General features: G+C 66.4%; 16 protein-coding genes. 14 read left to right on the top strand and 2 right to left on the bottom strand.

Going from position 1 to position 26,937, the window contains the following annotated elements:
• Positions 1–273: 273 nt before the first annotated feature.
• The 4 genes from H7A87_RS12055 (at position 274) to H7A87_RS12040 (ending at position 11,156) form a co-directional block, all read left to right on the top strand.
• The gene (locus H7A87_RS12055; RefSeq protein ID WP_119128851.1) at positions 274–2,631 is read left to right on the top strand and encodes a Tat pathway signal protein; all 2,358 of its coding nucleotides are present in this window, start codon (positions 274–276) and stop codon (positions 2,629–2,631) included.
• A 186-nt stretch (positions 2,632–2,817) separates the two neighbouring features.
• The gene (locus tag H7A87_RS12050) at positions 2,818–5,157 is read left to right on the top strand and encodes a S9 family peptidase (RefSeq protein WP_119128591.1); all 2,340 of its coding nucleotides are present in this window, start codon (positions 2,818–2,820) and stop codon (positions 5,155–5,157) included.
• 583 nt (positions 5,158–5,740) lie between these two features.
• On the top strand, positions 5,741–8,638 hold the full coding sequence (locus H7A87_RS12045; protein ID WP_119128592.1) for a TonB-dependent receptor: 2,898 nt from the start codon (positions 5,741–5,743) through the stop codon (positions 8,636–8,638).
• A 142-nt stretch (positions 8,639–8,780) separates the two neighbouring features.
• The gene (locus H7A87_RS12040; RefSeq protein ID WP_119128593.1) at positions 8,781–11,156 is read left to right on the top strand and encodes a glycoside hydrolase family 127 protein; all 2,376 of its coding nucleotides are present in this window, start codon (positions 8,781–8,783) and stop codon (positions 11,154–11,156) included.
• 327 nt (positions 11,157–11,483) lie between these two features.
• Here the strand turns inward: H7A87_RS12040 and htpG are convergent, their stop codons facing one another.
• On the bottom strand, positions 11,484–13,388 hold the full coding sequence (gene htpG, locus H7A87_RS12035) for a molecular chaperone HtpG (protein ID WP_119128594.1): 1,905 nt from the start codon (positions 13,386–13,388) through the stop codon (positions 11,484–11,486).
• A 171-nt stretch (positions 13,389–13,559) separates the two neighbouring features.
• On the opposite strand from htpG, the gene rsmD reads away from it, so the two are divergent.
• The 6 genes from rsmD (at position 13,560) to H7A87_RS12005 (ending at position 19,637) form a co-directional block, all read left to right on the top strand.
• A complete protein-coding gene (rsmD, locus tag H7A87_RS12030) occupies positions 13,560–14,249 on the top strand; it encodes a 16S rRNA (guanine(966)-N(2))-methyltransferase RsmD (protein ID WP_180497019.1) in 690 nt (229 codons plus the stop codon).
• Positions 14,246–14,752, top strand: a complete 507-nt coding sequence (gene coaD, locus H7A87_RS12025) for a pantetheine-phosphate adenylyltransferase (RefSeq protein ID WP_104582103.1) — start codon at positions 14,246–14,248, stop codon at positions 14,750–14,752. The genes rsmD and coaD overlap by 4 nt, the downstream gene beginning before the upstream one ends.
• A gap of 47 nt (positions 14,753–14,799) precedes the next feature.
• Positions 14,800–15,297 (top strand): hypothetical protein, encoded by a 498-nt coding sequence (locus tag H7A87_RS12020; protein WP_180496655.1) that lies wholly within the window; start codon positions 14,800–14,802, stop codon positions 15,295–15,297.
• 231 nt (positions 15,298–15,528) lie between these two features.
• A complete protein-coding gene (locus tag H7A87_RS12015; protein WP_029220241.1) occupies positions 15,529–15,813 on the top strand; it encodes a YfhL family 4Fe-4S dicluster ferredoxin in 285 nt (94 codons plus the stop codon).
• Positions 15,810–17,588: a gamma-glutamyltransferase gene (gene ggt / locus H7A87_RS12010; RefSeq protein WP_115677463.1), complete on the top strand. Its 1,779-nt coding sequence runs from the start codon at positions 15,810–15,812 to the stop codon at positions 17,586–17,588. The genes H7A87_RS12015 and ggt overlap by 4 nt, the downstream gene beginning before the upstream one ends.
• 288 nt (positions 17,589–17,876) lie before the next feature.
• Complete coding sequence (locus H7A87_RS12005; protein ID WP_119128598.1) at positions 17,877–19,637, top strand: glycoside hydrolase family 9 protein; 1,761 nt, start codon at positions 17,877–17,879, stop codon at positions 19,635–19,637.
• 241 nt (positions 19,638–19,878) lie between these two features.
• Here H7A87_RS12005 and upp read toward each other — a convergent pair whose 3' ends face one another.
• Entirely contained in the window at positions 19,879–20,511 is a 633-nt protein-coding gene (gene upp / locus H7A87_RS12000) for a uracil phosphoribosyltransferase (RefSeq protein ID WP_119128599.1), read from the bottom strand.
• Positions 20,512–20,662: 151 nt separating this feature from the next.
• Here upp and H7A87_RS11995 point away from each other — a divergent pair, with 151 nt between their 5' ends.
• The 4 genes from H7A87_RS11995 (at position 20,663) to H7A87_RS11980 (ending at position 26,686) form a co-directional block, all read left to right on the top strand.
• The gene (locus H7A87_RS11995) at positions 20,663–23,224 is read left to right on the top strand and encodes a TonB-dependent receptor (protein WP_180496653.1); all 2,562 of its coding nucleotides are present in this window, start codon (positions 20,663–20,665) and stop codon (positions 23,222–23,224) included.
• A gap of 11 nt (positions 23,225–23,235) precedes the next feature.
• Positions 23,236–24,357: a phytase gene (locus H7A87_RS11990; RefSeq protein WP_232087849.1), complete on the top strand. Its 1,122-nt coding sequence runs from the start codon at positions 23,236–23,238 to the stop codon at positions 24,355–24,357.
• The gene (locus H7A87_RS11985; RefSeq protein WP_119128854.1) at positions 24,354–25,733 is read left to right on the top strand and encodes a metallophosphoesterase family protein; all 1,380 of its coding nucleotides are present in this window, start codon (positions 24,354–24,356) and stop codon (positions 25,731–25,733) included. The genes H7A87_RS11990 and H7A87_RS11985 overlap by 4 nt, the downstream gene beginning before the upstream one ends.
• Positions 25,734–25,978: 245 nt before the next feature.
• Positions 25,979–26,686 carry a glycosyltransferase gene (locus H7A87_RS11980; protein WP_104582108.1) on the top strand — a complete coding sequence of 236 codons (708 nt, stop codon included), beginning with the start codon at positions 25,979–25,981 and terminating at the stop codon, positions 26,684–26,686.
• The last annotated feature ends 251 nt before the right edge of the window (positions 26,687–26,937 follow it).

The following is a 26,937-nucleotide window of genomic DNA, read 5'->3' as shown; positions in this document are numbered from 1 at the left end:
CAGATGCGTGTCGTCGATGGCGCCAAGGCTGGTGTTGGCGTCTCGCTGGCGATGCGCGGAAGCCGCTCCGTCGGCACGCCAGCGCTGCTGCCGCCCTCACTGCCGGTGCTCGATCACGCGCCAGCCAACCGGCACGGCAGCGCAGCAGGCGCGATCGTTGGTCGACCGGTGCGCGGTTATGTGCGGATTTCCGCACACGTGCCAGACACGCGCCACAAGACGCAGGGTGCGCAGTCGCGCACGATGTGGATGAGATCACTCGAGGGCGCGACGATGGACCGCAGGACCTTTTTGCGTCAGGGCATGGCCGCGACCGCGGCGGTGGGCGCAGGTGCCGCGCTCGCAATGCCGGGCACGCCGCACACCCCGGCGACGTTGCCGCCACCGGCGCTGCCACGTCTTGAAGCACTGCCGTCGGCCGCGCATGTCGGCAGCAAACTTTGCAGCTTTCGGCATCTGCAGCAGGACTGGACCGTCTACGAGCATCTCGACGACCCGCAGGGTGCGCTGACGCTGTGGACCGACAGCGGCATGCTGCGCCTGGATAAACGCACCGAGCCGGCCTATCCGGCCGAGGGCAAGCCCTACTTCGGCATGCCGCTGGCCGAGGTGGCGATGGCCGAGGCGGATCTGCTCGCCGACCGCCTGCTGCGCGATGGCGACCCGGACGAGGCGCAGGTGCGCGATGTCGCGCCGCCGCCGGCCTCGCTGCTCGACCCCAAGGACAATGGTGGCCGCTGGCCGTGGACCACCTTCGTCGGCACGCGCGAAGGCCTGGACACCATGCCGATCCTGCCCAACGGCCGCAGCCGCACCTCGCGGCCGGAACACGCCTTCGCCGAGCTGGGCGAAGAGGCGCTGATCAAGCGGCGCGAGGAAGGCCTGCTGGGCGGCTGGATGCCGGCGGTGCGCAAGGTGATGCGGCGCGACGGCGAGGCCGATGGCTGGTACGACGTGCTGGTGTTTGCCGATGTGCGTGCCAGCGATCGCTTCGTGGTGCAGACCTGGCACCGCACGATGCATGTGCGCGGCGGCGAGATCGTCGGCGTGCATTACACCCACAGCTATCCCGCGTTCGCACCGTCACGCAAGCCGGCCACTGCCGAACAGTTCTACGCGGCCTTGCTCGATTTTGCCGCGTACTGGCAGCAGGCCCTGGACGGCACGGTGCAGGCGCAACTGCCCGATGCCAGCTGGAATGCCATGGCGCAGTTCGCCTTCGCACGCGAGCTGGTGGTGCGCCCGGGTGGCGATTACCCGAAGTACGGTGCAGTGGAGCGCGACTACTACGGTAACGAGTACGACGGCTTCCAGGACACCTTCACCAGTTCGCTCTACGCCAATCTGGAATGGGGCCGCTTCGCGCAGGCCGCTGCGGTGCTGGACAATTACTTCGACGAGTTCGTGCAGGACGACGGCCTGCCGAACATGCGCGGGCCGGAGGTCGGGCAGTTCGGGCTGACCCTGTCGCTGCTGGCGCGCTATCTGCGCTACACCGGCGATGCGGCGCGGTTGCGGCGCCTGCTGCCCAAGATCGCCGCCACCGCGCAGCTGCTGTGCGAGCTGCACGACCAGGCGCTGGCCTTGCCGCGCAGCGCGCATGGGCATGGCCTGCTGCACGGCTGGAACGAATCCGATGCCTGCCTGTTTCCCGACCCGTCGCTGTGGTGGAAACCGTATTACGCCAACAGCGCGCTGACGATTCGCGGCTGGGAAGACATTGCCCAGGTCTGGAGCACGCTCGGCGGCGATGCCGGCCTGGCCGCGCAATGGCAGCGTCGCGCCAGGCAGTTGCGTGCACGGCTGCACGCCAGCCTGCGTGCCAATGTGCGTCGCGATCTGTCGCCGCCGTATGTCGGCCCGTTGCCGGGCACCACGCTGACGTTTCGCCAATCGCTGCTGCAGGAAAAACCCAGCGAGCAGCAGTGGCCGCACCGCGCCTACGCCGAGTTGCTGCAGGCCGATGTACTGCCCGAGGACCTGGCCAACCTGGTGGTCGACTGCCTGCGCGGCCATGGCGGCACCAGCATCGGCGTGGTGGCCAATATCGCACCGCCGGAGCCGGGCAGCCGCGATCTGCTCGGCTTCATTTCCTACGGCTATGCGCAACAGCTGCTGCGGCTGGATCGCATCGAAGAGTATCTGCTGTTCGTCTATGCGCATCGCTACCAGGTGCATACCCGCGGCAGCTGGACGGCCGGCGAGGTCAGCGGCATCACCGGCGGCATGCCGTTGTTCTGCATCCCCGCGCAGATGACCATCCCGTTGCTGCTGCGCTGGATGCTGGTCAGCGACGACAGCGCGGGCGAGCAGTTGTTCCTGGCGCGTGCGCTGCCGCGCGCATGGCTGGGCAGTGGCGCTGCGGTCGGCATCTCCGCGGCGCCCACACGCTGGGGCACGCTCACGCTGAGCTTGCGCGCTGACGTGGAGGCACGCCGTATCGATGCCGAGGTGCGACTGCCGGAACGGTCACCCAGGCACACCTGGCTGAGCCTGCGTGTGCCCAAGGGTCAGAAGCTCACCCGCGTGCTCGTCGACGGCAAGCCGGCGCGCCCGCAAGGCCCGCATGCCGATCGTGTGGCATTGCCCGGCAGCACGGCGGTGGTGAAGGTGCAGGCCTGGTACGCGTGATGGGCCGTTGGCGCGATGACCGTGTCAGCCCTGTCGCGTTACCGCGGCCGCCATCGACCACGGAGGCCTTCGCAGGCCGTTGTGTACAGGCCGCTTCGGGCATGCACTCCACTGCCAATGCACGTCCTCTCACCTCGACGTGCACGACGCGCAGCCAATGACCACGCCATCTCGGCAGATAGACACATGACGCCACTCCTGCATCAGACCTTTCGGTGGCACCGCAGCGCTGCGTGCTGCCTGAGCATTGCACTCTGGACGCTGTCGGCAAGCGCGGCGGCTGCATCGCCAGCGCCCACGCCGGCACAGTACGCGCAGGCGATCGGCCTGTCCGATCACTACGCGTCGCTGGTCGACAGGCAACCGATTGCGCCGGTGTGGATCGATGCGGGGCATTTTCTGTATCGGCGTGGCGTTGCACGTGCCGATCAGGCGCCGGCCATCGAGTATCGCCTGGTGGATGCGGCCAGCGGCCGCAATACGCTGGCCTTTGACCACGCGCGGCTGGCGGTGGCCTTGACGCAGGCAGGTGCGCAAGGTATCGACGCCACGCATCTGCAGCTGGAACAACCCACGCTGCAACAGCAGCGTCTGGGCTTCCAGCTGGCGAAGCAAGGCTGGCAATGCGACCTGGCCCGCTATCGCTGCACGCATGTGCCCGACCGCGACCTGCAGGCCGAATCGATGGACATGCGGCTGCCGCTCAAGCAGGGCGAGCGGCAGGCCAGGCTCTCGCCGGATGGCCGCTGGCGCGCCTGGGTGGAGCAGGCCAATCTGGTCATCGCACCGGTCGGCGGTGGCGCGCGCAGCGTGCTCAGCCGCGATGGCAGTGCCGATGATTACTACGCGCTCGACAGCGTGGTGTGGTCGCCGGACTCGCAGCATCTGGCTGCGTATCGGGTCAAGGCGCCACCGCCGCGCATGGTCTATTACATCGAATCGGCGCCAACCGATCAGCTGCAGCCGAAGCTGCACCAGCAGGTCTATCCCAAGCCCGGCGATGCCTTGCCGGTGATGCAGCCGGTGTTGTTCGACATCGCCACGCGCGCGGCGCATCCGGTGGCGATGACGCTGCTGCCCAATGCCTTTAGCTTGAGCGAGATGGTCTGGTGGAAGGACAGCCGCGGGCTCACCTTCGAATACAACGCACGCGGGCACCAGCTGTATCGGGTCATCGAAGTGGACGCACGCACGGCCGCCGCGCGCACCCTGATCGAGGAAACCTCGCCCACCTTCATCGAATACTCCGAACTCAGCGGCGAGCACGAAGACGGCGGCAAGCACGCGCGGCGCGACCTGGCCGACGGCGCGCAGATCCTGTGGGCCTCCGAGCGCGATGGCTGGGAGCATGTCTATCTGTACGACGGCCACAGCGGCGAAGTGATCCGCCAGGTCACGCGGGGCGACTGGGTGGTGCGCAAGCTCGACTACCTCGACGAGGCCGCAGGCCAGCTGTATTTCACTGCCTCCGGCATGCAGCCCGGCGAAGACCCGTATTACCGCCATGCCTACCGCATCGGTCTGGACGGCAGCGGGCTCACTGCATTGACGCCAGCGGCCGCCGATCACCAGGTGCGCTATTCACCCGATGGCAAATGGTACCTGGACCTGTACTCGCGCGTGGATCTTGGCCCGGTGCTGGAGTTGCGGCGCAGTGCCGACGGCGGCTTGGCACACACGGTGGAGCGCACCGACCTGCGTCGTCTGCAGGCTGCCGGCTGGCAGCCACCGTTGCCGTTCCACACCACCGGCCGCGACGGCAGGACCGAGATCTGGGGCGTGATCCAGCGCCCGCAACACCTGGATCCGCAGCAGCGCTACCGCGTGATCGAAGACATCTACGCCGGCCCGCAGGGGTCCTTCGTCCCCAAGACGTTCAGCACCCGCACGCCAGCGCTGACCGCGCTGGGATTTGCGGTCGCGCAGATCGATGGCATGGGCACCAACAATCGCTCGCGCGCCTTCCACGATGTGGCCTGGCGCAACCTCAAGGATGCCGGCCTGCCGGATCGCATTGCCTGGCACAAGGCCGCTGCCGCGCAGTATCCCTGGTACGTCATCGACGGCGGTGTCGGTGTCTACGGGACCTCGGCCGGTGGCCAGAACGCATTGGGTGCGCTGCTGTTCCATCCGGAATTCTATGTGGCAGGCGTGGCCAATTCCGGTTGCCACGACAACCGCATGGACAAGATCTGGTGGAACGAGCAATGGATGGGGTGGCCGGTCGGGCCGTGGTATGCCGAATCGTCGAATGTGGAAAACGCCGCGCGGCTGCAAGGGCATCTGCTGCTGGTCACCGGCGACATGGACATGAATGTCGATCCGGCCAGCACCTTGCAGGTGGCCGATCGCCTGATCAAGGCCGGCAAGGATTTCGACCTGCTGGTGGTGCCCGGCGGCGATCACGGTGCCGGCGGCGACTATGGCAAGCGCCGCCTGCTGGATTTCTTCCTGCGCTGGATGCAGCAAGCGCCAACGCCGGACTGGAACCACAGCCAGGCAGCGACACCGACGCAGACGCCGTGACAGTTCAGGTTCGGGCCTGCCGACACACCGGTTGACGGCACTGCATAGACCGCGGCCGTTGAACGAGTGCGCGCAGGGCAATGCACGTTGACGGCCCTCAGTGCACTCGTGCATGCAGACGCATCACGCGATGCCTGGATCGACCGACATTGCAGATGGTCGCACGGGATACATCGCCCAGGGTGCATCACCATTGGTCTTGCGCCTAGCATCCAGCTGCCGACATCGCTGCAGAGCGCATCGACACAGGCTGGTTCATTTGCGAACCATGCGGTTATCCGCATGCGCTGTCGCCAAATGCGACAAGACGTGGCGCATGCGCACAGGCACATTGTGACCAGCTGATGAAACTGGAGCGCATGGGCGCCTCCGGTGCGGAACCAACACCTTTTTCGACAACACGCGCTGCTGCGCGACCCTGGGTGGTCGTGCGCGTCGCAGGTTGTCTGCATGTCTGCAGCACGGCCGTGGCGAGAGATGTCGCTGCGTGTGCGTCTGCCATCCATCTTGCCCTGCGCTGGTGTCCGCCGGCACGGGCGTGTGTTGCCCATCGTTTGTCTGCCATACGACTCAGGAGCCCTGCATGCCGATGTTGCTGTTGCCTCTCTCCCGGACCACCGGCACGACCACGCGCCCGCTGCCGAGCATGCTCAGCGCCGCACTGCTGCTGGCGCTCTCTGCGGGCGCCGCCGCTCCCGTGTCTGCGCAGCAGGCAGGCAACAGCGCTGATGCGCCACAAACGCTGGATAGCGTGGTCGTTACCGGCTCGCGTCTGCGCCGCGTGGATACCGAAACCGCCAACCCGGTGGTCACGGTCAGCCAGGAACAGATCGCCGCCACCGGCAAGGCCACGGTCGGCGACCTGCTGCAGGAGCTGCCATCGATCGCTGGCAACGCCACCAACCCTTACACCAACAACGGCGGCGGCACCGGTGCGTCGGCCATTTCGCTGCGCGGCCTGGGCGACAAACGCACGCTAGTGCTGGTCAACGGTATTCGTCTGGCCTACAACGACGTCAACGCGATTCCGTCCAGCATGATCGAGCGCATCGAAGTGCTCAGCGACGGCGCCTCTGCGGTCTATGGCTCCGACGCCATCGGCGGTGTGGTCAATTTCATCCTGCGCAGCCAGTTCGACGGTGTGCAGTTCAGCAGCGACTTCGGCACCAGCAGCGAAGGCGATGGCAATCGACGCAACTTCACCCTGACCACCGGCAAGACCTGGGAGCGCGGCAGCCTGATCGGCGGGCTGTCGTATCACAATATCGATCCGGTCTCGGCAGCGGCGCGCGACTATTCCAGGGACGCGCTCGCACTGACCAACGGGCAACCGGTGAAGCAGGGCTCGTCCGCAACGCCGACCGGTACCGTGAATTTCAACGACGGCTCGGATCAGTCCGCGCAGCTGGCGCAGGCCAACGGCTGCGGGCGGGTCACTCTCAACAGCGGCGTCAGCGGTCGTGCTGGCCCGGGCGATTTCCACTGTTACGACGCCAGCGCCGACTCCTACAACTACCAGCCGTTCAACCTGTTGCAGACCCCGCAAAAGCGCACCAATGCGTTCTTGCTGGGCAGCTATCGCTTCAGCGACAACGTCGAAGGCTACGTCAACACCTGGTTCAGCAAAACAGAGTCCGCCTCGATCATTGCGCCGATCCCGATCTTCGCCAACGGCGACAACATCCTGGTGTCGGCGCAGAGCTACTACAACCCGTTCGGCGTGAACTTCGGCACCGATCGCAGCACCGGCACCTCCTACAACGACCTCAACACGCGCGCCACCGTGCTGGGCAACCGCAGCTATCAGTACAACACCTACAACTTCCAGATCAGCCCCGGCCTGCGCGGCCGCTTCGGCGAGAGCTCCTGGCAGTGGGATGCAACCTTCAACTACGGCAAGGTCAAACAGAAGTCGATCAACAACGGCTTTCTCGACTATGCCGCATTCAACCAGGCCATCGGCCCGTCGTTCCTGGACAGCGATGGCGCAGTCAAGTGCGGCAGCGCAGGCGCGGCGATTGCCGGCTGCACACCGCTGAACTTCTTCAACCTCAACGACAGCGCCAACCTGTCCACCTTGCAGGGCATGGTGGTCAACCCGATCGTGACCAGCGTCTACACGGTCAAGCAATTCGAGGCCAATGCCAACGGCTCGCTGTTCGATCTGCCGGCCGGCACCGTCAGCCTGGCAACCGGCGTCTCCTATCGCAAGGAGCGCTCGACCACCGCCTCCGACCCGCTATGGACCGGCGATGAAGACGGCTTGTGCGGGGTGATCGAATTCTGTTCGTCCACCCTTGCCGGCAGCTTCGACGTCAAGGAAGCCTACGCCGAGGCGCTGTTTCCGCTATTGAAGGACTTGCCCGGCATCAACGCCCTGAACATCACCCTGGGCACGCGCTTTTCCGATTTCAGTTCGGTGGGCAGCAAGACCAACAGCAAGGTGTCGCTGGAATATCGCCCGATCGAGAACCTGCTGATCCGCGGCACGGTGTCGGAGGTGTTTCGCGCGCCCAACATCAACGAACTGTATGCCGGCGTGGCCGGCGATGCGGCCACCGTCAACGACCCCTGCAATGGCTACACCGGTGGCAACAGCGTGGCCTGCGCCAATGTGCCCACCGACGGCAGCTACCAGCAATCCGATGGCCAGGTGTCGGGCAAGGTGTCCGGCGCGGCGGTGGCCGGGTACCAGCTCAAGCCGGAAACCGGCAAGTCTTACGACGTGGGGCTGGTGTACGACCCGCAGTGGATCGACGGCCTGTCGCTGAGCGCGGACTGGTGGCGCATCGATCTGGAAGACACCATCACCACGGTGTCGGCGCAGACCGTACTCAATCAATGCTTCGCCAACCCGGCCAGCGCCTTCTGCGCGTTGATCCATCGCAACGGCAACGGCACCATCAACTACATCGCCGAACCCACCGTCAACCTGGGCAAGCTGTGGGCCAAGGGCATGGACTTCAACCTGACTTACCGCGCGCCGCCCACCGCGTGGGGCAATCTCAGCGCCGGGCTCAACGGCACCTATCTCACCCGTTACGACGTGCTGCCCGACACCACCGACCCCAGCTCGGTCACCATCCACAACGTGGGCCGCTACACCCAGGCCTACGGCAATTTCCCGCGCTGGCGTGCGCTGGGCACGGTGAACTGGGCGTTGGGCGACTGGAGCGCCACCTGGCGCATCCGTTATGTGGGGCACACCGCCATCGGCAGTTCGGACCCGGACCAGAGCCTGTCGGCCGATTCCAGCGAACCGATGGTAGTGCGCAAGATCGGCGCCTACGTCTACAACAACCTGCAGCTCGGCTACAACGTCGAGCCGTGGCACACGCGTTTTGAGGTGGGCGTGGACAATATCGCCAACAAGCAGCCGCCGCTGTACTACTCCAACAACGTCGGCAATGCCAATACCGATGTGGCTACCTACGATCTGCTGGGTCGGTTCTACTGGGCGCGTGCCACGGTGAAGTTCTGATCGGGCGGTTTGTCGCCGGTGCGTGCGGCCAGATGTCATCGGTCGCGCGCATGTCTGTGCAGTCGCGGATGTGCGCGGTTGCGCAGGTGTGTGTCGCAATGGCGCGCGGTCTGTGCGCGCGGACAGGAGTTAAGCTGAGCCCATGACGGATATGCATGCAAGCGAGTTGCCCGACGACCACGCGCCGAGTCTGTCACGGCGCCGTTTTCTGGCCTGGAGCAGCCTGGCGGTTGCGGCGGGTTTCCTGAGGTTTCCGGCGCAGGCCAGTGCCGCGCAACCCGGCAGCGTGCGCGCCGTGCCGCTGGCGCAGGTGCGGCTCACGCCGTCGCTGTTCCTGGACGCGCTGCAGACCAATCGTCGCTATCTGATGCGGCTGCAGCCGGACCGGCTGCTGCACAACTTCGTGCTGTACGCAGGGCTTGATCCCAAGGCCAAGGCATACGGCGGCTGGGAGGCGGATACCATCGCCGGGCATACGCTGGGCCACTATCTCAGCGCGCTGGCACTGATGCATGCGCAGACTGGCGATGCGCAATGCCGCGCACGCGCAGCCTATCTGGTGGGCGAGCTGGCGCGGTGCCAGGCACACGCAGGCGATGGTTACGTGGCCGGCTTCACCCGCAAGAATGCCGCAGGCAAGATCGAAAGCGGCCGCGCGGTGTTCGATGAGCTCAAGCGCGGCAAGATCGACCCGGCCCCGTTCTACCTCAACGGCAGCTGGGCACCGCTGTACACCTGGCACAAGCTGTTTGCCGGCCTGCTCGACGTGCACGCGCATTGCGACAATGCGCAGGCGCTGCAGGTCGCGGTGGGCCTGGCCGGCTATCTGCAAGGCATCTTCGCCGCACTCGACGACGCGCAGCTGCAGAAGGTGCTGTCGTGCGAATTCGGTGGCCTCAACGAATCCTTCGTCGAGCTGCATGTGCGTACCGGCGATGCGCAGTGGCTGGCGCTGGCGCAGCGCCTGCATCATCACGCCGTGCTCGACCCACTCGTCGCCCAGCGCGACGAGCTGGTGCACCAGCATTCCAACACCAACATCCCCAAGCTGATCGGCCTGGCGCGCGAGTACGAAGTCACCGGCGATGCCGCCTCGGGCGCGGCGGCGCGCTTCTTCTGGCACACCGTCACCGACCACCATACCTACGTGATCGGCGGCAACGGCGACCGTGAGTATTTCCAGCAGCCGGACAGCATCTCGAAGTTTCTCACCGAGCAGACCTGCGAGCACTGCGCCAGCTACAACATGCTCAAGCTCACCCGGCACCTGTACCAGTGGGGCCCGCAGGCCGAGTTCTTCGACTACTACGAGCGCACGCTGCTCAACCACGTGATGGCGCAGCAGCATCCGCGCACCGGCATGTTCACTTACATGACACCGATGCTGGCCGGCGAAGCGCGCGCCTGGTCCTCGCCGTTCGACGATTTCTGGTGCTGCGTCGGCAGCGGCATGGAAGCGCATGCCCAGTTCGGCGATTCGATCTACTGGCAGGACGGGCAGGGCGTCTACGTCAACCTGTATGTGCCCTCCAGCGTGCGCGATGCCGCCGGGCTGGACATGACCCTGCGCAGCACGATGCCGGAGCAGGGCAGCGCCTCGCTACGCATCGACGCCGCGCCGGCCGAGCAACGTACGCTCGCACTGCGCGTGCCCGGCTGGGCGCAGTCGCCGAAGCTGCAGCTCAATGGCCAGCCGGTCGATGCCGCCGTCAGCGAGGGCTACCTGCGCATCACCCGCCGCTGGCGCGCTGGCGACACGCTCACCTTGTCGTTGCAGATGCCGCTGCGCCTGGAAGCCACAGCCGACGACGCGGCCTGGGTCTCGCTGCTGCGCGGGCCGCTGGTGCTGGCGGCCGACCTGGGCGATGCGGCAAAACCCTGGTCGGGCAAGGCCCCGGCACTGATCGGCGGCGAAGAGGTGTTGCAGCGCCTGCAGCCGGTGGCAGGCCAGGCCGCGTTCGACTACCGCGACGGCGATCAGCAGTGGCGCTTCTCGCCGTTCTACGCGCAGTTCGATCGCCGCAGCGCACCCTACCTGGAGCATCGCGATGCCGCCGCATGGCAGCAGCGCCAGGCCGAACAGGCCGAAGCAGACGCGAAGCAACAGGCGCTGGACGCCCGCGCACTGGACCGCATCGCCCTGGGCGATGACGCGTCCGAAAAAGCCCATGGCCTGCACAGCGAAAGCTCCTACGCACTGAGCTACCGCCGCCGTGCCGGCCGCGACGCCCGCACCGGCGGCTTCATCGCCTTCACCCTGCGCAACACCGCCCGGGCCCGCATCCTGCGCCTGCGCTACTGGGGCGACGAAACCCGCCGCCGCTTCCGCATCCTCGCCGACGGCGAACTCATCGCCAACGAACGCCTAGATGGCAACCGCGGCCTGGACTTCGTCGATGTGGATTACGCCTTGCCTGCATCGGTCGCCGGACGCGACACGCTGCAGATCCGCATCGAACCGGAGACTGGCTACTCGGCCGGGCCGGCGTTCGGGTGCTGGGTGCTGGCGTCGGCGTAAGCGCCGCCGCAGCTGGTCTTCAATGACATTATCTGCGCTTTGGCCGGAGCGCGCACGATGCGCGCAGGCATCGCGACGCACCCGGCCATGATCCCGACAACGAGGACCCGATAAACGTCCGACTAACCTTTCCCTAGGGCCGCATTCGGCAGGACTGTCGTCATCGTCCCATGTGCATCTGCGTTATGGAGGAGTGCGAGCCGTTACCGAGGCGGTGTGGTGTCGGACACCGCTGTCGCCGCTCTTCCAATCGTCGCCACGAGACAGGCCCAAAAAAAAAGACCGGCGCATGCGCCGGTCCTGGTGTCACGAAAGGTGTCGCAACCCTTACGCCGACAACTCCAACAACAACTTGTTCAACCGCTTCACATAGCCGGCTGGGTCCTTGAGGCTATCGCCCGCTGCCAGCGCGGCCTGGTCGAACAGCACCCGGCTCAGATCGCCGAAGCGGTCCATGTCGGCTTCCGCATCCAGCTTTTCGATCAGCGGGTGGGCCGGGTTGAACTCGAATACCGGCTTGGTCTCCGGCACGGCCTGGCCGCTGGCTTCCAGCAGCTGACGCATCTGCAGGCCCAGGTCGCCCTGGCCGATGGCCAGGATCGCCGGGGAATCGGTCAGGCGGTGCGAGACGCGCACTTCGGCCACGTCGTCGCCCAGGGCGGCCTTGATCCGCGAGGCCAGGCCTTCCTTGGACTTGGCGACTTCTTCCTGCGCCTTCTTGTCTTCTTCCGAATCCAGCTTGCCCAGGTCCAGGTCGCCGCGGGCCACGTCCACGAACGACTTGCCGTCGAATTCGATGAGGTAGCTCATCAACCATTCGTCGATGCGGTCGGTGAGCAGCAGCACTTCGATGCCCTTCTTGCGGAACACCTCCAGATGCGGGCTGTCCTTGATCTGCGCGTAGCTTTCGCCGGTGAGGTAGTACAGCTTGTCCTGGCCCTCGGCCAGGCGGCTCACGTAATCGGCCAGGCCCACGCTCTGCGCGCCAGTGGTGTCATGCGTGGAGGAGAAGCGCAGCAGGCCGGCGATCTTTTCGCGGTTGGCATAATCCTCGGCCGGGCCTTCCTTCAGCGCCTGGCCGAAGTTGCGCCAGAACGTCGCATAGTCGTCCGGCTTGTCCTTGGCCAGTTTCTCCAGCATGTCCAGCGAGCGCTTGGTCAGTGCCGACTTCATCGAATCCACGACCGGGCCGGATTGCAGGATCTCGCGCGACACATTGAGCGACAGGTCGGATGAATCCACCACGCCCTTGATGAAACGCAGGTACAGCGGCAGGAACTGCTCGGCCTGGTCCATGATGAAGACGCGCTGCACGTACAGCTTCAATCCCTTGGCCGAATCGCGGTGATACAGGTCGAACGGGGCGCGGCCGGGCACGAACAGCAGCGAGGTGTACTCCAGCTTGCCTTCGACCTTGTTGTGGCTCCACGCCAGCGGGTTGCCGGCATCGTGGGCGACGTGCTTGTAGAACTCCTGGTACTCGGCGTCCTTGATTTCGGACTTGGGCCGCGTCCACAGCGCGCTGGCGCGGTTGACCGCTTCCCATTCGGGCTCGGCCGGCGCGTCGGCTGCTTCGCCGTGGTGCTCCTTGCGCATCTCGATCGGCAGGCCGATATGGTCGGAATACTTCTTGAGGATGCCGCGCAGCGTCCAGCCGTCGGCAAAGCTGTCCTCGCCGTCCTTCAGGTGCAGCACGATGCGGGTGCCGCGCTCGGGCTTGTCGACGCTGGCCACTTCGAACTCGCCCTCGCCACGCGAGGACCAGTGCACGCCCTCGTTGGCCGGCAGGCCGGCGCGACGCGAGTAGACATCGACCTGGTCGGCGACGATGAAGGCGCTGTAGAAGCCAACGCCGAACTGGCCGATCAGGTTGGCGTCCTTCTTCTGGTCGCCGCTCAGATGCTTGAGGAAGTCGGCGGTGCCGGACTTGGCGATCGTGCCCAGATGCGAGACCGCGTCCTCGCGGCTCATGCCGATGCCGTTGTCGTCGATGGTGACGGTGCGCGCGTCCTTGTCGTAATCCACGCGGATGCGCAGCTCGCCGCCGCCTTCCAGCAGCTCCGGCTTCACCAGTGCCTCGAAACGCAGCTTGTCGGCGGCGTCGGCGGCATTGGAGACCAGCTCGCGCAGGAAGATTTCCTTGTTCGAGTACAACGAATGGATCATCAGCTGCAGCAGCTGCTTGACCTCGGTCTGGAAGCCAAGCGTCTGCTTGTCGGTTTCAACGGTCATTGGGGTCGTGCTCCATGGTGGCCCAGGCCGCAACGCGGCCGATGGCCTGGGGGATGAGGCCGTGTGGGGATTTTTCAAGGCGAGCGTGCGCCAGATCGCCTGCGTCGATGCCGGTTGGGGAGGGCGGTTGCGGCAATCGCGGCGGTATCATGGCCGGCCAACCGTCCTGCCCTGAGCCATGTCGCCATCCGTGCCGCCGCTGTCCCGCCCCCGTTCGCCCGCACCCGGCGCGTGGCGATGAGTCGCCCCGCACGGCCGGCGCCACGCGGCGCGGAAGGGCAGGTGCGCATCGTCGGTGGGCGCTGGCGCAACACCAAATTGTCGGTGCCGGACCTGCCCGGCCTGCGCCCGAGCAGCGACCGCGTCCGCGAGACGGTATTCAACTGGCTGATGCCGCGCCTGCCAGGCGCGCGTGTGCTGGACCTGTTCGCCGGCTCGGGCGCGCTGGGCCTGGAGGCGGTGTCGCGCGGCGCCGCGCACGCGACCCTGATCGAACGCGACCCTGGCCTGGTGCAGCGCTTGCGCCAGCACGTGACCCGGCTGGATGCGGCCGATCAGGTGCAGGTGCTGCAGGACGACGCGTTGCGCTGGCTGGAGCGCGCGCCGGTGGCGCAGGCCAGCATCGTGTTCGTCGATCCGCCGTTTGCCGCCGGCCTGTGGCCCAGCGTGCTGGAACGCCTGCCCGCGCACCTGAGCGCCGATGCCTGGCTGTATCTGGAAGCCCCGGCCGAGCTGCCGCCGCAGGTGCCGGCCGGCTGGCACCTGCACCGCGAAGGCGCCACCCAGCAGGTGCGCTATGCGCTGTACCGCCGGGCCGCTGCTACACTGAACGGCGATCCGACCCCGGTAGTTTCCGTATGAGCGTGGCCAATAGCCGCACCGCCGTCTATCCCGGTACCTTCGACCCGATCACCAACGGGCATATCGATCTGGTGAACCGCGCCGCGCCGTTGTTCGAGCGCGTGGTGGTCGGCGTGGCCTACAGCCCCTCCAAGGGCCCGGCCCTGCCGCTGGAACGTCGCGTGGAGCTGGCCCAGGAAGCACTGGCCGCGCATGCCAACGTGGAAGTGCGCGGCTTCGACACGCTGCTGGCTCACTTCGTCCGCGACATGGGTGCCGGCGTGCTGCTGCGCGGCCTGCGCGCGGTGTCCGACTTCGAATACGAATTCCAGATGGCCAGCATGAACCGCCATCTGATCCCGGAGGTGGAAACGCTGTTCCTCACCCCGGCCGAGCAGTACAGCTTCATCTCGTCCTCGCTGGTGCGCGAAATCGCGCGGCTGGGCGGGGACGTGTCCGGTTTCGTTCCAGCTTCGGTCGTCGAAGCCCTGCGGCAGGTGCGGCAAGCCCGCGCGCAGGCCTGATTCTCTAGCAGTCACATCACCACATGCTTTTCAAAGGGAGGAGTTTCATGAAACACACCATGCGCGCGCTGGCGCTCGCTTCGATCGCCGCTCTGGCCGTCACCGCCTGCAAGAAGGAGGAGCCGGCACCGACCGCCGCCGCGGCTCCCGCGCCGCTGAAGGCGCCGGCCAAGGACGACAACCCCGGCTGGAAGAAGTACCTGCAGGAAGTGGTCGGCCAGAACCTGGGCGCCACCACCAACAGCCCGTTCCTGTACTACTTGCCGCCGGAGTCCGATGCTGAATTCGCCGGCAGCTACGAGCGTCAGCTGGAAAGCGTCAAGACCGCACTGGCGCGTGGCGTGCAGCCGGGCAACATGCTGGCCTTCGGTTCGTCGGCTTCGACCAAGATGGCCGACCTGATCGACGCCGCGTTCAAGGACGTGCAGCCGGATTCGATGAAGGGCGTGCGTGTGCTGTTCATCGGCGATGCCGCCGAGAATGCCCGCGTGCAGGCCATCGTCCAGCCCAAGGGCGTGGAATACACCTTCGTTGAAGCCAAGTAATGCCGTACCGGGCCGGATGCGCGGGAGGGCGCATCCGGCCGCCGTGCGCAATCGCGGCATGCCGCTGATTCCGCACCCCATCGGGGCCGGTCCGCTCGGACCGGTTGCCGACCGCGTGCGTGGCGGTGTCCATGCCTGGCCCCGGGCCGGGCGCGTTGGCGTCCGGCAGCACGTTGCGTTCCAGCGCCTGGCGTTGCATTGGGCCGCGTCGCATCGCATGGTGGTGCCGCCATGTCGCTGAAGATCAACGAGCTCTGCGTCAACTGCGATGTCTGCGAGCCGGCGTGCCCGAACCAGGCCATCTCGATGGGCGAAACCATCTACGTGATCGACCCGGCACGTTGCACTGAGTGCGTGGGCCATTTCGACGAGGCGCAATGCGTGGTGGTGTGCCCGGTCGAATGCATCGACCCGGATCCGGACATCCCGGAAACCCACGATCAATTGCTCGCCAAGCTCATGCAGCTGCAGCGCGATCACCCCGAACTGTACGAACAGGAGCCTCCCGCCCCGTGAGCATCTTTTCCCGACGTTTTCCTTCGCGCGGCCTGTTGCTGCTGGCCTTCGTACTGGCACCGCCGGCCTGGTCGGCCGATGGCGCCAGGCCGGCGGCGGCCGCTTCCTCGCCGGTGGCGGGGCATCCGCCCGGTGCGGCGATCGCCAGCGGGCACGCACTGGCCACCGACGCCGGCCTGCAGATCCTGCGCGAAGGCGGCAATGCGTTCGATGCGGCGATCGCGGTGTCGTCCACGCTGGCGGTGGTCGAGCCGATCAGCTCGGGCCTGGGCGGCGGCGGCTTCTTCCTGTTGCACGATGCCAAGACCGGCAAGGACGTGATGCTGGATGCGCGCGAGACCGCGCCCGAGTCGGCCAGCGAGGCGCAGTTCCTCGACAAGCAGGGCGCGCTGGACCGCGACCGCTCGGTCAACGGCCCCTGGTCGGCCGGCATTCCCGGCTTGCCTGCAGCGCTGGTGGAGCTGGCCACCCGGCACGGCCGGCTGCCGCTGAAGCAGTCGCTGGCACCGGCGATCCGCATCGCCACCGAAGGTTTTCCGGTGTACGCGCGCATGGCCAAGGGCTATGCCTCGCGGCGCGAGGTGATGGAGCGTTATCCCGGCACGCGCGAGGTCTATCTGCGCGGCGGCAAGCCCATCGCCGAAGGCGACATCTTCAAGCAGCCCGAATTGGCGCACACCTTGAAGCTGCTCGGCGACAAGGGCTTTGACGGCTTCTACAAGGGCGAAACCGCCAGCAAGCTGCTGGCCGGCGTCAAGCAGGCCGGCGGGCAGTGGAAGGCCGCCGAGCTGGCCGGGTACCGGGTCAAGCAGCGCACGCCGATCCAGTTCGATTACCGCGGCTGGAAGATCACCACCGCGCCGCCGCCGTCTTCCGGCGGTATCGCACTCGCCGCCATGCTGCAGATCCTGGAAGGCTGGGAGCTGGACACGCTCGACGATGCGCACCGCACCCATCTGGTGGTGGAAGCGATGCGCCGCGCCTACCGCGACCGCACCTTCTTCCTCGGCGACCCGGACTTTGTGGCGGTGCCGCAGCGCGTGCTGACCAGCAAGGATTACGCGCAAGGCCTGCGCGCCACGATCAACCCGGACAAGGCCACCCCCAGCGACCTGCTGTCGGGCAATCCGACCCCGCTGGAAGACGACGAGACCACGCACTTTTCCATCATCGATGGCGAAGGCAACCGCGTCGGCGCCACCCAGACCGTCAACCTGCTGTACGGCTCGGGGCTGATCCCCAAGGGCACCGGCGTGCTGCTCAACGACGAGATGGACGACTTCGCGCTCAAGCCGGGCACGCCCAATGCCTTTGGCGTGATGGGCTACGCGGCCAACGCCCCCAAGCCGGGCAAGCGCATGCTCAGCTCGATGACGCCGACCTTCATGGAATCGGCCGACAAGGTCGCGGTGATCGGCACCCCGGGCGGTAGCCGCATCATCACCATGGTGCTGCTCGGCATTCTGGGCTATGACGCAGGCCTGGACGCACAGCAGGTCAGCGCCTTGCCGCGCTATCACCACCAGTGGCTGCCGGACGTGATCGAGGCCGAGAGCAACGCGTTCTCGCCACAGACCGCCAAGGCGCTGCAGGCGATGGGACATGCGCTCAAGCTGCCTGGCGACACCGCCGAGGGCGGCCGCGGTTCCAGCCACGTCTGGGGCAACCTGCAGACGGTGGAGTGGGACAAGCGCAGCAATGTGCTCACCGGCGGTAGCGACCCGCGCAACCCGGTGGGCAAGGCGCAGGTCCAGCTGGCGACACCTGCACGGTGAGTGCCGCATGCCTGCTCCGTGCGTCGGGGCAGGCGTCACACGGCGAACGATGAGAACCGGCGTGCACTGAGGCGCGGGCCTGGCCTGTCGGTTCGGCGCAGCGGCACAGGTGCCGAACACGCGGCGCGGCGAACCGTGTCGCTGTCTCGGCAACTATGTGCAGCACGCCTGCACCGGCCTGAGTGGGGGCCGGAAGGTCACTGGCTGCCTGCAGCAATACGGTTTGGTGTCGTGTCCTATGTCGGGATTGGACTTGTCGCTGTGCATCGATTTGGCGACCATCGTGGCATGACCATTTTGCAGACCCTGCTCACCGCCGTGGTGATCGCATCGCCCATCGCCGCCTGCGCGGCCGATACGAGCGGCACTGCCGGCAGCACTGCCGCTGCCGGCGCCGCGATCCACGTCAACCAACTCGGTTATCTGCCGGGCTCGGCCAAACTGGCGGTGGTCGGCTTGCCGCCGCCCGCTGCGGCTGCGGCAGACCGCTTCACGGTCGAGGATGCCAACGGCCGCCGCGTGCTGGAGGGCCGCTTGTCGCCGGCGGCCACCTGGGCACCAGCGGGGCAACAGGCACGCGTGGCCGACTTTTCCGCGCTGCGCGCCCCAGGGACATATCGGGTGAAGATCGCCGGTTTGCCGGCGTCGGATCCATTCCCGATTGCGGCCGGTGCCTACCAGCCCGTCGTGGATGCCTCGCTCAAGGCGTTCTACTTCAATCGCGCCAGCACCGCGCTGCCGGCGCAGTTCGCCGGGCGCTATGCACGTGCGGCCGGGCATCCGGACACCGATGTGCGCATCCATCCTTCTGCTGCGTCTGCCACGCGCCCGGCCGACAGCGTGATCCGTGCGCCCAAGGGCTGGTACGACGCCGGTGACTACAACAAGTACATCGTCAATTCCGGCATCAGCACCTACACCTTGCTGGCCGCCTACGCGCAGTATCCGGCGCTGTTCAAGGCGCAGCCGCTGACCATCCCCGACGACGCCCCCGGCGTGCCCGGCATCCTGCAGGAGACCTGGTGGAACCTGGAATGGATGCTGGCCATGCAGGACCCGGCCGATGGCGGCGTGTACCACAAGCTCACCGACAAGCAGTTCGATGGGCTGGTGATGCCGGACCAGGCCAGGCAGCAGCGCTACGTGGTGATGAAGGCCACTGCCGCCACGCTGGATTTTGCCGCGGTGATGGCCGCCGCCAGCCGCGTGTATGCCCCGTTCGACGCGCAGTATCCGGGCGCGTCGGCACGTATGTTGAAGGCCGCGCGTAGCGCCTGGGCGTGGGCGCAGCAGCATCCGGATGTGATCTACCGCCAGCCCGACGATGTGCGCACCGGCGGCTACGACGACGCGCAGGTGGACGACGAATTCGCCTGGGCCGCGGCCGAGCTGTATGTGAGCACGCGCGAGGACGGCTTCTATGACGCAATGCTGGCGCGCAACGTACCAGCCAGCGTGCCGGGCTGGAGCAACGTCGGCGGCCTGGCCTGGATGTCGCTGGCCGAACATCGCGACCAGCTCACTCCGCATGCCGATCGCGCACGTATCGCCCATGAGATCACCGGTCTGGCACAGCGGCTTGCCGAACAGTGGCAGGCCTCGCCCTGGCGTCTGGCGATGACCGACACCGATTTTGTGTGGGGCAGTAATGCAGTCGTGCTCAACCGCGCGATGATGTTGATGCAGGGCTATCGGTTGACCGGGCAGCGGCCGTATCTGGATGCCGCGCAATCGCAGCTGGACTACATCCTGGGGCGCAATCCGTTGGGGATGTCGTTTGTCACCGGGGTCGGGTTGCGCAGCCCGCTGCATATCCATCATCGCCCTTCCGAAGCCGATGGCATCGACGTGCCGGTGCCGGGCTGGCTGGCTGGCGGCCCGCAACCGGGCCAGCAGGACGCCAAGGACTGCAAGGTGGCCTATCCCTCCAAGCTGCCGGCGCTGTCGTACCTGGACGACACCTGCAGTTATGCCAGCAACGAGGTGGCAATCAACTGGAACGCGCCGCTGGTGTATGTGAGCGCGGCGATCGAAGCGTCGACGCGCTGAGGCGGCGGGCTCCAGGCGGCAGCGCGATTTTCCCTTCTCCCATCGGGAGAAGGTGGCGCGCAGCGCCGGATGAGGGTGCGGCAGCGGCAGCAACAGCAACACCGACACACCGTACCCTCACCCCAACCCCTCTCCCGTGGGGAGAGGGGCTTGAATCCGCCGATTACCTCACCGGCGCTATGCCAGCGCGATGGGCAATCGTCCAGCGCGCATCAGCTTTTGATCTGGTCGCTTCAGACACTCACTCCACCCGCGTGCCGAAGATCCGGTCGCCGGCATCGCCCAGGCCGGGCAGGATGTAGCCCTTGTCGTTGAGGTGGTCGTCGATCGCGGCGGTGTAGATCTCCACGTCCGGGTGCACGGCTTCCAAGGCTTTCAAGCCTTCCGGTGCGGCCACTAAAAAGATGCCTTTGATTCGCCGTGCGCCGGCGCGCTTGAGCATGTCGATGGTGGCGATCAGCGTGCCGCCGGTGGCCAGCATCGGGTCCAGGATCAGCGCGTCGCGCTCTTCCAGGCGGCCGGTGAGGCGTTCGAAGTAGGGCACCGGCTGCAGGGTTTCTTCGTCGCGTTGCAGGCCGACCACGCTCACGCGCGCGGCCGGGATCAGCGCCAGCACGCCGGGCAACATGCCCAGGCCTGCACGCAGGATCGGTACCAGGGTGATTTTCGCGCCGGCAATCCGCTGCACGGTCACCGGGCCGGCCCAGCCGGGTTGCACGTGCGATTCGGTATCCAGATTGGCGGTGGCCTCGTAGGCCAGCAGCGTGCCCAGCTCGGTGACCAGTTCGCGGAAGCCCTTGGTGCTCAAGGCGGCATCGCGCAGCAGGCCGATCTTGTGCTGGACGAGGGGGTGACGGACTTCGACGATTTTCATGGGCAGCGACAGGCGGGAGAGACCCACAGTGTGCCGCAGCCAGCGGCAGCGTCGCCACACATTGGGCGTGATCGTGCTTGCAGATGTCATGTCAGTGAAACGTCGTAGACATAGTGTGCCCACCCATTCTTAACCGATTGGGGAAGCACCCGTGTTGAACAAGACTCCGCTGTGCCTGGCGATCACGCTGACGTTGGCGGCGGCCACGTGGAGCCCGCTTGCGCAGGCGGCCGAGGGTGCAGCAGCGGCAACCGGCGCCTCCGGTGCGGCAGCCATCGACCTGGAGCGCCTGGAAGTGCGCCCGCAGGTGGAATCGCAGGTGCGCGCGGTCGATCTCAAGCGGGGTTCCGATGCGATCCAGGATGCGGTCGCCTCCGATGCGCTGGGCCGGTATCCCGACAAGAATGTTGCAGAATCCTTGCAGCGCCTGCCCGGCGTCAGCGTCACCCGCGACCAGGGCGAAGGCCGCTTCGTGGTGATCCGCGGTCTGGATTCGGCGCTCAACAGCGTCACCATCGACGGCATGACCATGGGCACGCCGGAAGACGGCACGCGCTCGGCGCCGCTGGACGTGATTCCCTCCGACTCCACCGAGCGCCTGAAAGTGGTCAAGTCGCCGACCCCGGACATGCCGGGCGATTCCATCGGCGGTGCGATCCAGGTCGAGTCCACCTCTGCCTTCGATCGCGATGGCCGCACGCTGCGCGGCTCGATCGAAGGCAGCCACCAGTCGTTGTCGGGCAAGACCAGCCCCAAGGGCGCGTTCAACTACAGCGACATCTTCGATGGCACCTTCGGTGTGGCGGTCGGCGTGAACTACCAGGACCGCGAATTCGAATCGGACAACACCGAAGTGGCCTACGACAGCTTCGACGGCGGTGCGGCCGACGATCTGTTCGCCGGTGAAGTGCAGCGCCGCAAATACTTCATCGAGCGTACCCGCATGGGCGCCAACCTCAACCTGGACTGGCGCCCGGACGCGGACAACCGCTACTACCTGCGCACGCTGTACAGCCGTTTCGACGATGCCGAAACACGCCAGCGCACCATCTTCGGCCTGGCCGATGGGCAGGTCAGCGCCAATGGCGATGGCACCTACACCGTGGCCGACCTGCCGGCCGATTCCATCTCCAAGCGCGTGCGCTACCGCACCAAGAAGGAGGACACCATGGCCTTGAGCGTGGGTGGTGAAAACCGTCTGAGCGCGGCCACGGTGGACTACAAGCTGGGTTACACCAAGACCACCGAGCGCGTGAACGACGAGATGGAAGCGCGCTTCAACTACGCCGGCGACGATCTGTCGGCCACGGTCGACCAGAACAGCGGCATTCCGCGCCTGGGCTTTTCCGACAACGGCTGGCAGAGCAACGACGATTTCGTGTTCGACCGCTTCGTGCTTGCGCCCAAGCGGGTGGACGACAGCGAGCGCAGCGCGCAGGTCAACGTGCGCTTCGATGGCGAGCATTCCAGCCTGAAGATGGGCGTGCTCGGCCGCTGGCGCGAGCGCGATGTCAACGTGGACGAAAACGAGCTGCGTCGTGGCCCGGCGATCGATCTGAGCGACTGGACCACCGCCGCACCGGAACATCGCGGCGGCACGCTGGGCGAAAGCATCGGCTCGGACGGCATGCGCCGCTACTGGAACACCTCCGGCACTCTGTACAGCGCACGTCCGCAGGATGTGGGCAGCAACCTGCAGGTCTCGCTGCAGGACGACTACAGGGCCACCGAAGATGTGTTCGCCACCTATGCGATGGGCACCTGGGACATCGGTGCGCTGCGCATGATCGCCGGCGTGCGGGTGGAGAACACCCAGTTCGACGCCACCGGTAACCAGGTCGACGTGGCCGAGAACGGCCGCACCGCCACGGTGACGCCGCGCGAAGCCTCCAGCAGCTACACCAATGTGCTGCCGGGCCTGCATCTGCGCTACGACACCGGCAACGACTGGGTGCTGCGGTTCGCGGCCAACAAGACCTTGTCGCGGCCTGCGTTCGGCGATGTCTCCCCGCGCGTGAGCATCAATCGCGGCGACGAAGAGGTGAGCCTGGGCAATCCCGATCTCAATCCGTATCGCTCAAAGAATCTGGATCTGTCGTTCGAAAAGTACATCGGCAGCACCGGCCTGATCTCGTTGGGCGTGTTCAACAAGTCGATCGACGACTACATCGTGCAGACCATCAGCACCAACGATGCCGAGTTCCCCAACCTGCAGGTGACGCGCTCGATCAACGGCGACACCGCAAAGGTGCGCGGCGCCGAATTCAATTGGCAGCAGGCGCTGGACTTCCTGCCCGAGGGCTGGAATGGCCTGCTGGTCGGCGCCAGCGCCACCGTGCTGGACAGCGATTTCAATCCCGGCCTGAGCGATCGCGCCGGCGAGGACTTCACCTTGCCGCGCTCGTCCAGGCGCATCTACAGCGGGCATCTGGGGTATGAAAAATACGGCTTCAGTGCACGCGTTGCGGCGGTGTATCGCAGCGAGTACCTGGACACCATCGGCCAAAGCCGCGCGTACGATATCTACGTCGCCCCGCACACCCAGCTGGATTTCAGCATGAACTACCAATTCAACAGCCACGTCAGCCTGTATCTGGAGGCGCAGAACCTGCTGGACGAACCGCTGGAGCTATACCAGGGCGTGCCCTTGCGCACGCTGCAGAACGAGGAATACGGCCGCACATATGCGCTCGGCCTGAAGGTGGCACTGTGATCGCAACGCGCATGCGGCTCCACACCACGTTACTCCACACCACACTGCTCGCCACCACGCTGGCGCTGACCGCCTGCGCCAGCGCACCGGCCGACCGCGAAGCCGACGAGGCGCTGTTGAAGGACCCCTTGCTCAGCGAGGCCAGGGTGGCGCACGAAGTGGTGCCGGAAGCCTTCATCACCGCGCTGACCCCGGCCGACAACCTGGATTCGCCGGCCAGCTGGAGTGCGCCCGATGGCAGCCGCTGGTTGATCGCCACCGCCAAGGCCACGCATGCGCTGGTGGTGTTCGATGGCGATAGCGGCAAGCGCCTGCGCGTGGTCGGCGGCAAGGGCAAGGCCCTGGGCAAGCTGGATCGGCCAAACGGGATTTCGGTCGTCGACGATCTGGTGTTCGTGGTCGAGCGCGACAACCGCCGCGTGCAGGTATTTTCGCTGCCGGATTTCAAGCCGCTGACCAGCTTCGGCCAGGACGAATTGCGCGAGCCCTACGGCCTGTGGGTGCGCAAGCACGACGGCGGCTACGAGGTGGTGGTCAGCGACAACTACATGTCGCCGGCCAACAAGGATGAGCCGCCGCCGCTGGCCGAACTCGGTCAGCGTTTCCGTCGCTATCAGGTGGAAAACGCAGGGCAGGGCTGGCAAGCGCACCTGACCCAGAGCTTCGGCGATACCACCGAGGCGGGCGCGATACGGATCGCCGAGTCGGTGTTCGGCGACGAAGCCCATGCGCGCCTGATGATTGCCGAAGAAGATGTCGCCGTGGGCACGCAGTTGCGCGAATACGGGATGGACGGACGCTATCGCGGGCGCAATGTCGGCAGCGGCCTGTTCAAGGCGCAGGCCGAAGGCATGACGCTGTTTGCGTGCAAGGACGGTAGCGGTTACTGGATCGCCACCGATCAGTTCAAGGACCGCAGCGTGTTCCAGGTGTTCGACCGCCAGAGTCTGGCGCATGTCGGTGCCTTCGCCGGCCGGGTGACCGCCAACACCGACGGCGTGTGGCTGGATCAACGTGGCGATGCGCGCTTTCCGGGCGGGGTGTTCTACGCCTTGCACGACGACCAGGCGGTGGCGGCCTTCGACTGGCGCGATATCGCGCGCACGCTGCGTTTGAAAGAATGCGCGCCATGATCGCCGCACGTGCGGTGCTGTCTTGCGCGCTGTTGCTGGTGGCGATGACGGGCACTGGATCGTTCGCCGCCGAGCGCGCGGTCGAACCCAACACCCAGGTGCCGGCCGGCTCCACCCACTATGTTGCCGACGGCTTTCCGGACCGCATCGTCGCCACGCCCGCGCAGGCGGCGGCGACCGGTTTCGCGGTGGCCTGGCGTACCGATACCAGCGTCGACCAGCCGTGGCTGGAACTGGTGGTTGCCGGCGACTCGCCCGATGTGGGCACGCCGCGCCGCATCCGCGCCAGCACCACCACGCTGACCAGCGAAAACGGCAGCTCGCATCACCACCGCGCCGATATCGACGGGCTGACGCCGGACACGCTGTATGCCTACCGCGTGCAGGGCAACCACACCTGGGGGGCGTGGAATCATTTCCGCACAGCCGCCACCGCGGATACGCCGCTGACGCTGCTGTATTTCGGCGACACCCAGAACAAGAACCTCAGCCTGGTCTCGCGGGTGATCCGCCAGGCCTGGCGCTCGGCACCGGATGCGCGGCTGGCGCTGTTCGCCGGCGACCTGGTCAGCGGCAAGGACGGCCAGGACGACAACGAATGGGCCGAGTGGTTCGACGCCGGGCGCTGGCTGCTGGAAGGCGCCGCGGTGGCGCCGGCGCCGGGCAATCACGAGTATCACGAAGAGGGCGAGGACACCCCGCAGGCCACGCGCACGCTTGGCACGCATTGGCCGGTGACCTTCGCGCTGCCGCGTAACGGGCCGTCGGCCACCGCACGCACCAGCTACTGGTTCGACTATCAGGGCGTGCGCATCGCCGTGCTCGATGGCACCTCCGTTCTGGATCTGGGCACCGGCCCGGCACAGGCGCAGTGGCTGGACAAGGTACTGGCCGACAACCCGCATCCGTGGTCGATCGTGCTGATCCATCAGCCGTTCTTTTCCCCGCGCGCCGATCGCCAGAACGAGAAACTGGTCGAGCAGGTGCTGCCGGTGATCCGCCGCCACAAGGTCGATCTGGTGCTGCAGGGCCACGACCACACCTACGGCCGGCGCGGCGATGCGGCAGGGCAGGCCACGCCGGTGTTCGTGGTCTCGGTGGCCGGGCCCAAGCAGTACCGGCTCTCGGACATGGCGCGCAAGACCATGCGTCCGGTCGGCGAGGAGACCCAGCTCTACCAGGTGCTTCGCATCGACACCCACACCTTGCGTTACGAGTCGCGCACCGCCACCGGGCGTCTCTACGATGCGTTCGAACTGGAGCGCGGCAGCGATGGCGGCAAGCGACTGGTGGAGAAAGAGGCCGGACGCATCGCACCACGCGATTGCCCGCGCAGTGCGACCCTGAAAGGACGCGCCGACAGATGCTGGGAATGACGGAAACGCGGCACAGGCGAGCTGGTCTGGATGAGGCTGCCGTTCCGGATGACGACCCGGTGAGCAAACTTCGGTGCTGCATTGATTTTGCACATCGACGGTAAGCGTAACCATTTAAAATTGTGAATTACGTCACACTAATAATGGGACTACTGTTAGGGCCGACCGGGTCTCCACCCGGGTAGCCGGCTTCGACGCGGGTGCTTCGGTGGAGGTTCAGCCTCCCCCAGCCCCGAGAAGCCCCCATGATTCCCCACGTGTTCCATCTCACTGCGCCGACCAAGCACCTGCTTTGGGAAGAGCGCAAAATCCAGGCCCGTCTGCAACGGCTGCTGCCGGGCTGGACCTGCCATGTCTGGGACGATGCCGACAACTCGGCGCTGATGCGTCGCGCCTTCCCGGAATTGGCCGACCGCTACGAAGCGATCCGCTTCGGTGTGATGAAGGCCGACATCGCCCGCTGCGCCTACATGCATACCTATGGCGGGTTCTATTTCGACACCGACTACAAGCTGCTGCGCACGCTTGGCGCGGACGTACTGGCACAGCAATGCGTGCTGCCGATCGAAGAGGGCGCGCCCGGCAACGAGCAGTTCAAGATCGGCAATGCGGTGTTCGGCTCGGAGGCAGGACATCCGTTCTGGCGCGCCTTCATCGAGCACATCTTCACCATGCATGCGCCCGAGACGCTGGAAGACCACCGGCAGATTCCGATGATTTCCGGCCCGCGCGGGTTGACGCGTTTCTACAACGCGCACGCCGGCGAGTTTGCCGGCATCGTGTTTCCGGCGCGCGACGCGTTCCATCCCGACCGCACCTGGTTCGGGCTCGGCCACCGCGGCGGCACGGTCGCGGTGGGCTCGCATCTGTGCTGGGCGTCCTGGCGCGGCAAGTCGCCACGCCGGGCAGTGACCAATTACCTGCGTCGCAAGCTGAGCGCCGTGCCGATCTGACCGGGCCAGGCAGCACCCCCGCCGCGCGCAGCGCCGACGGCGCGTGGCGGTTGCCCAGAAGTGGGCGCGCCTGTTCCGCAGGCGCGCAGGCACTGCCTGCGTCGCCTTGAAGTCGAGCGGTCTACAACACCATCGCTCTCACCGCCGGTGGGCGCGGCCGGTGCTCCGCATCGGCGTGTACCGCTCGGTGACCGACGTTCCTGCGCACCGTCCGCTTCCCGCTGGCGACCGCTCGCCATGCGTGTCGGTGG

The organism is Xanthomonas sp. CPBF 426 (genome assembly GCF_903989465.1).
Classification (GTDB): Bacteria; Pseudomonadota; Gammaproteobacteria; order Xanthomonadales; family Xanthomonadaceae; genus Xanthomonas; species Xanthomonas euroxanthea.
The sequence above is the reverse complement of the archived record's forward strand: the minus strand, read 5'-3'. Positions and strand labels throughout refer to the sequence as shown.

Bases quoted from the DNA above. Each gene is read 5' to 3' on its own strand.
- H7A87_RS12055 (WP_119128851.1), top strand. From the start codon at position 274: ATGGACCGCAGGACCTTTTTGCGTCAGGGCATGGCCGCGACCGCGGCG.
- H7A87_RS12050 (WP_119128591.1), top strand. From the start codon at position 2,818: ATGACGCCACTCCTGCATCAGACCTTTCGGTGGCACCGCAGCGCTGCG.
- H7A87_RS12045 (WP_119128592.1), top strand. From the start codon at position 5,741: ATGCCGATGTTGCTGTTGCCTCTCTCCCGGACCACCGGCACGACCACG.
- H7A87_RS12040 (WP_119128593.1), top strand. From the start codon at position 8,781: ATGACGGATATGCATGCAAGCGAGTTGCCCGACGACCACGCGCCGAGT.
- htpG (WP_119128594.1), bottom strand. From the start codon at position 13,388: ATGACCGTTGAAACCGACAAGCAGACGCTTGGCTTCCAGACCGAGGTC.
- coaD (WP_104582103.1), top strand. From the start codon at position 14,246: ATGAGCGTGGCCAATAGCCGCACCGCCGTCTATCCCGGTACCTTCGAC.
- H7A87_RS12020 (WP_180496655.1), top strand. From the start codon at position 14,800: ATGAAACACACCATGCGCGCGCTGGCGCTCGCTTCGATCGCCGCTCTG.
- H7A87_RS12015 (WP_029220241.1), top strand. From the start codon at position 15,529: ATGTCGCTGAAGATCAACGAGCTCTGCGTCAACTGCGATGTCTGCGAG.
- H7A87_RS12005 (WP_119128598.1), top strand. From the start codon at position 17,877: ATGACCATTTTGCAGACCCTGCTCACCGCCGTGGTGATCGCATCGCCC.
- upp (WP_119128599.1), bottom strand. From the start codon at position 20,511: ATGAAAATCGTCGAAGTCCGTCACCCCCTCGTCCAGCACAAGATCGGC.
- H7A87_RS11990 (WP_232087849.1), top strand. From the start codon at position 23,236: ATGCGGCTCCACACCACGTTACTCCACACCACACTGCTCGCCACCACG.
- H7A87_RS11985 (WP_119128854.1), top strand. From the start codon at position 24,354: ATGATCGCCGCACGTGCGGTGCTGTCTTGCGCGCTGTTGCTGGTGGCG.
- H7A87_RS11980 (WP_104582108.1), top strand. From the start codon at position 25,979: ATGATTCCCCACGTGTTCCATCTCACTGCGCCGACCAAGCACCTGCTT.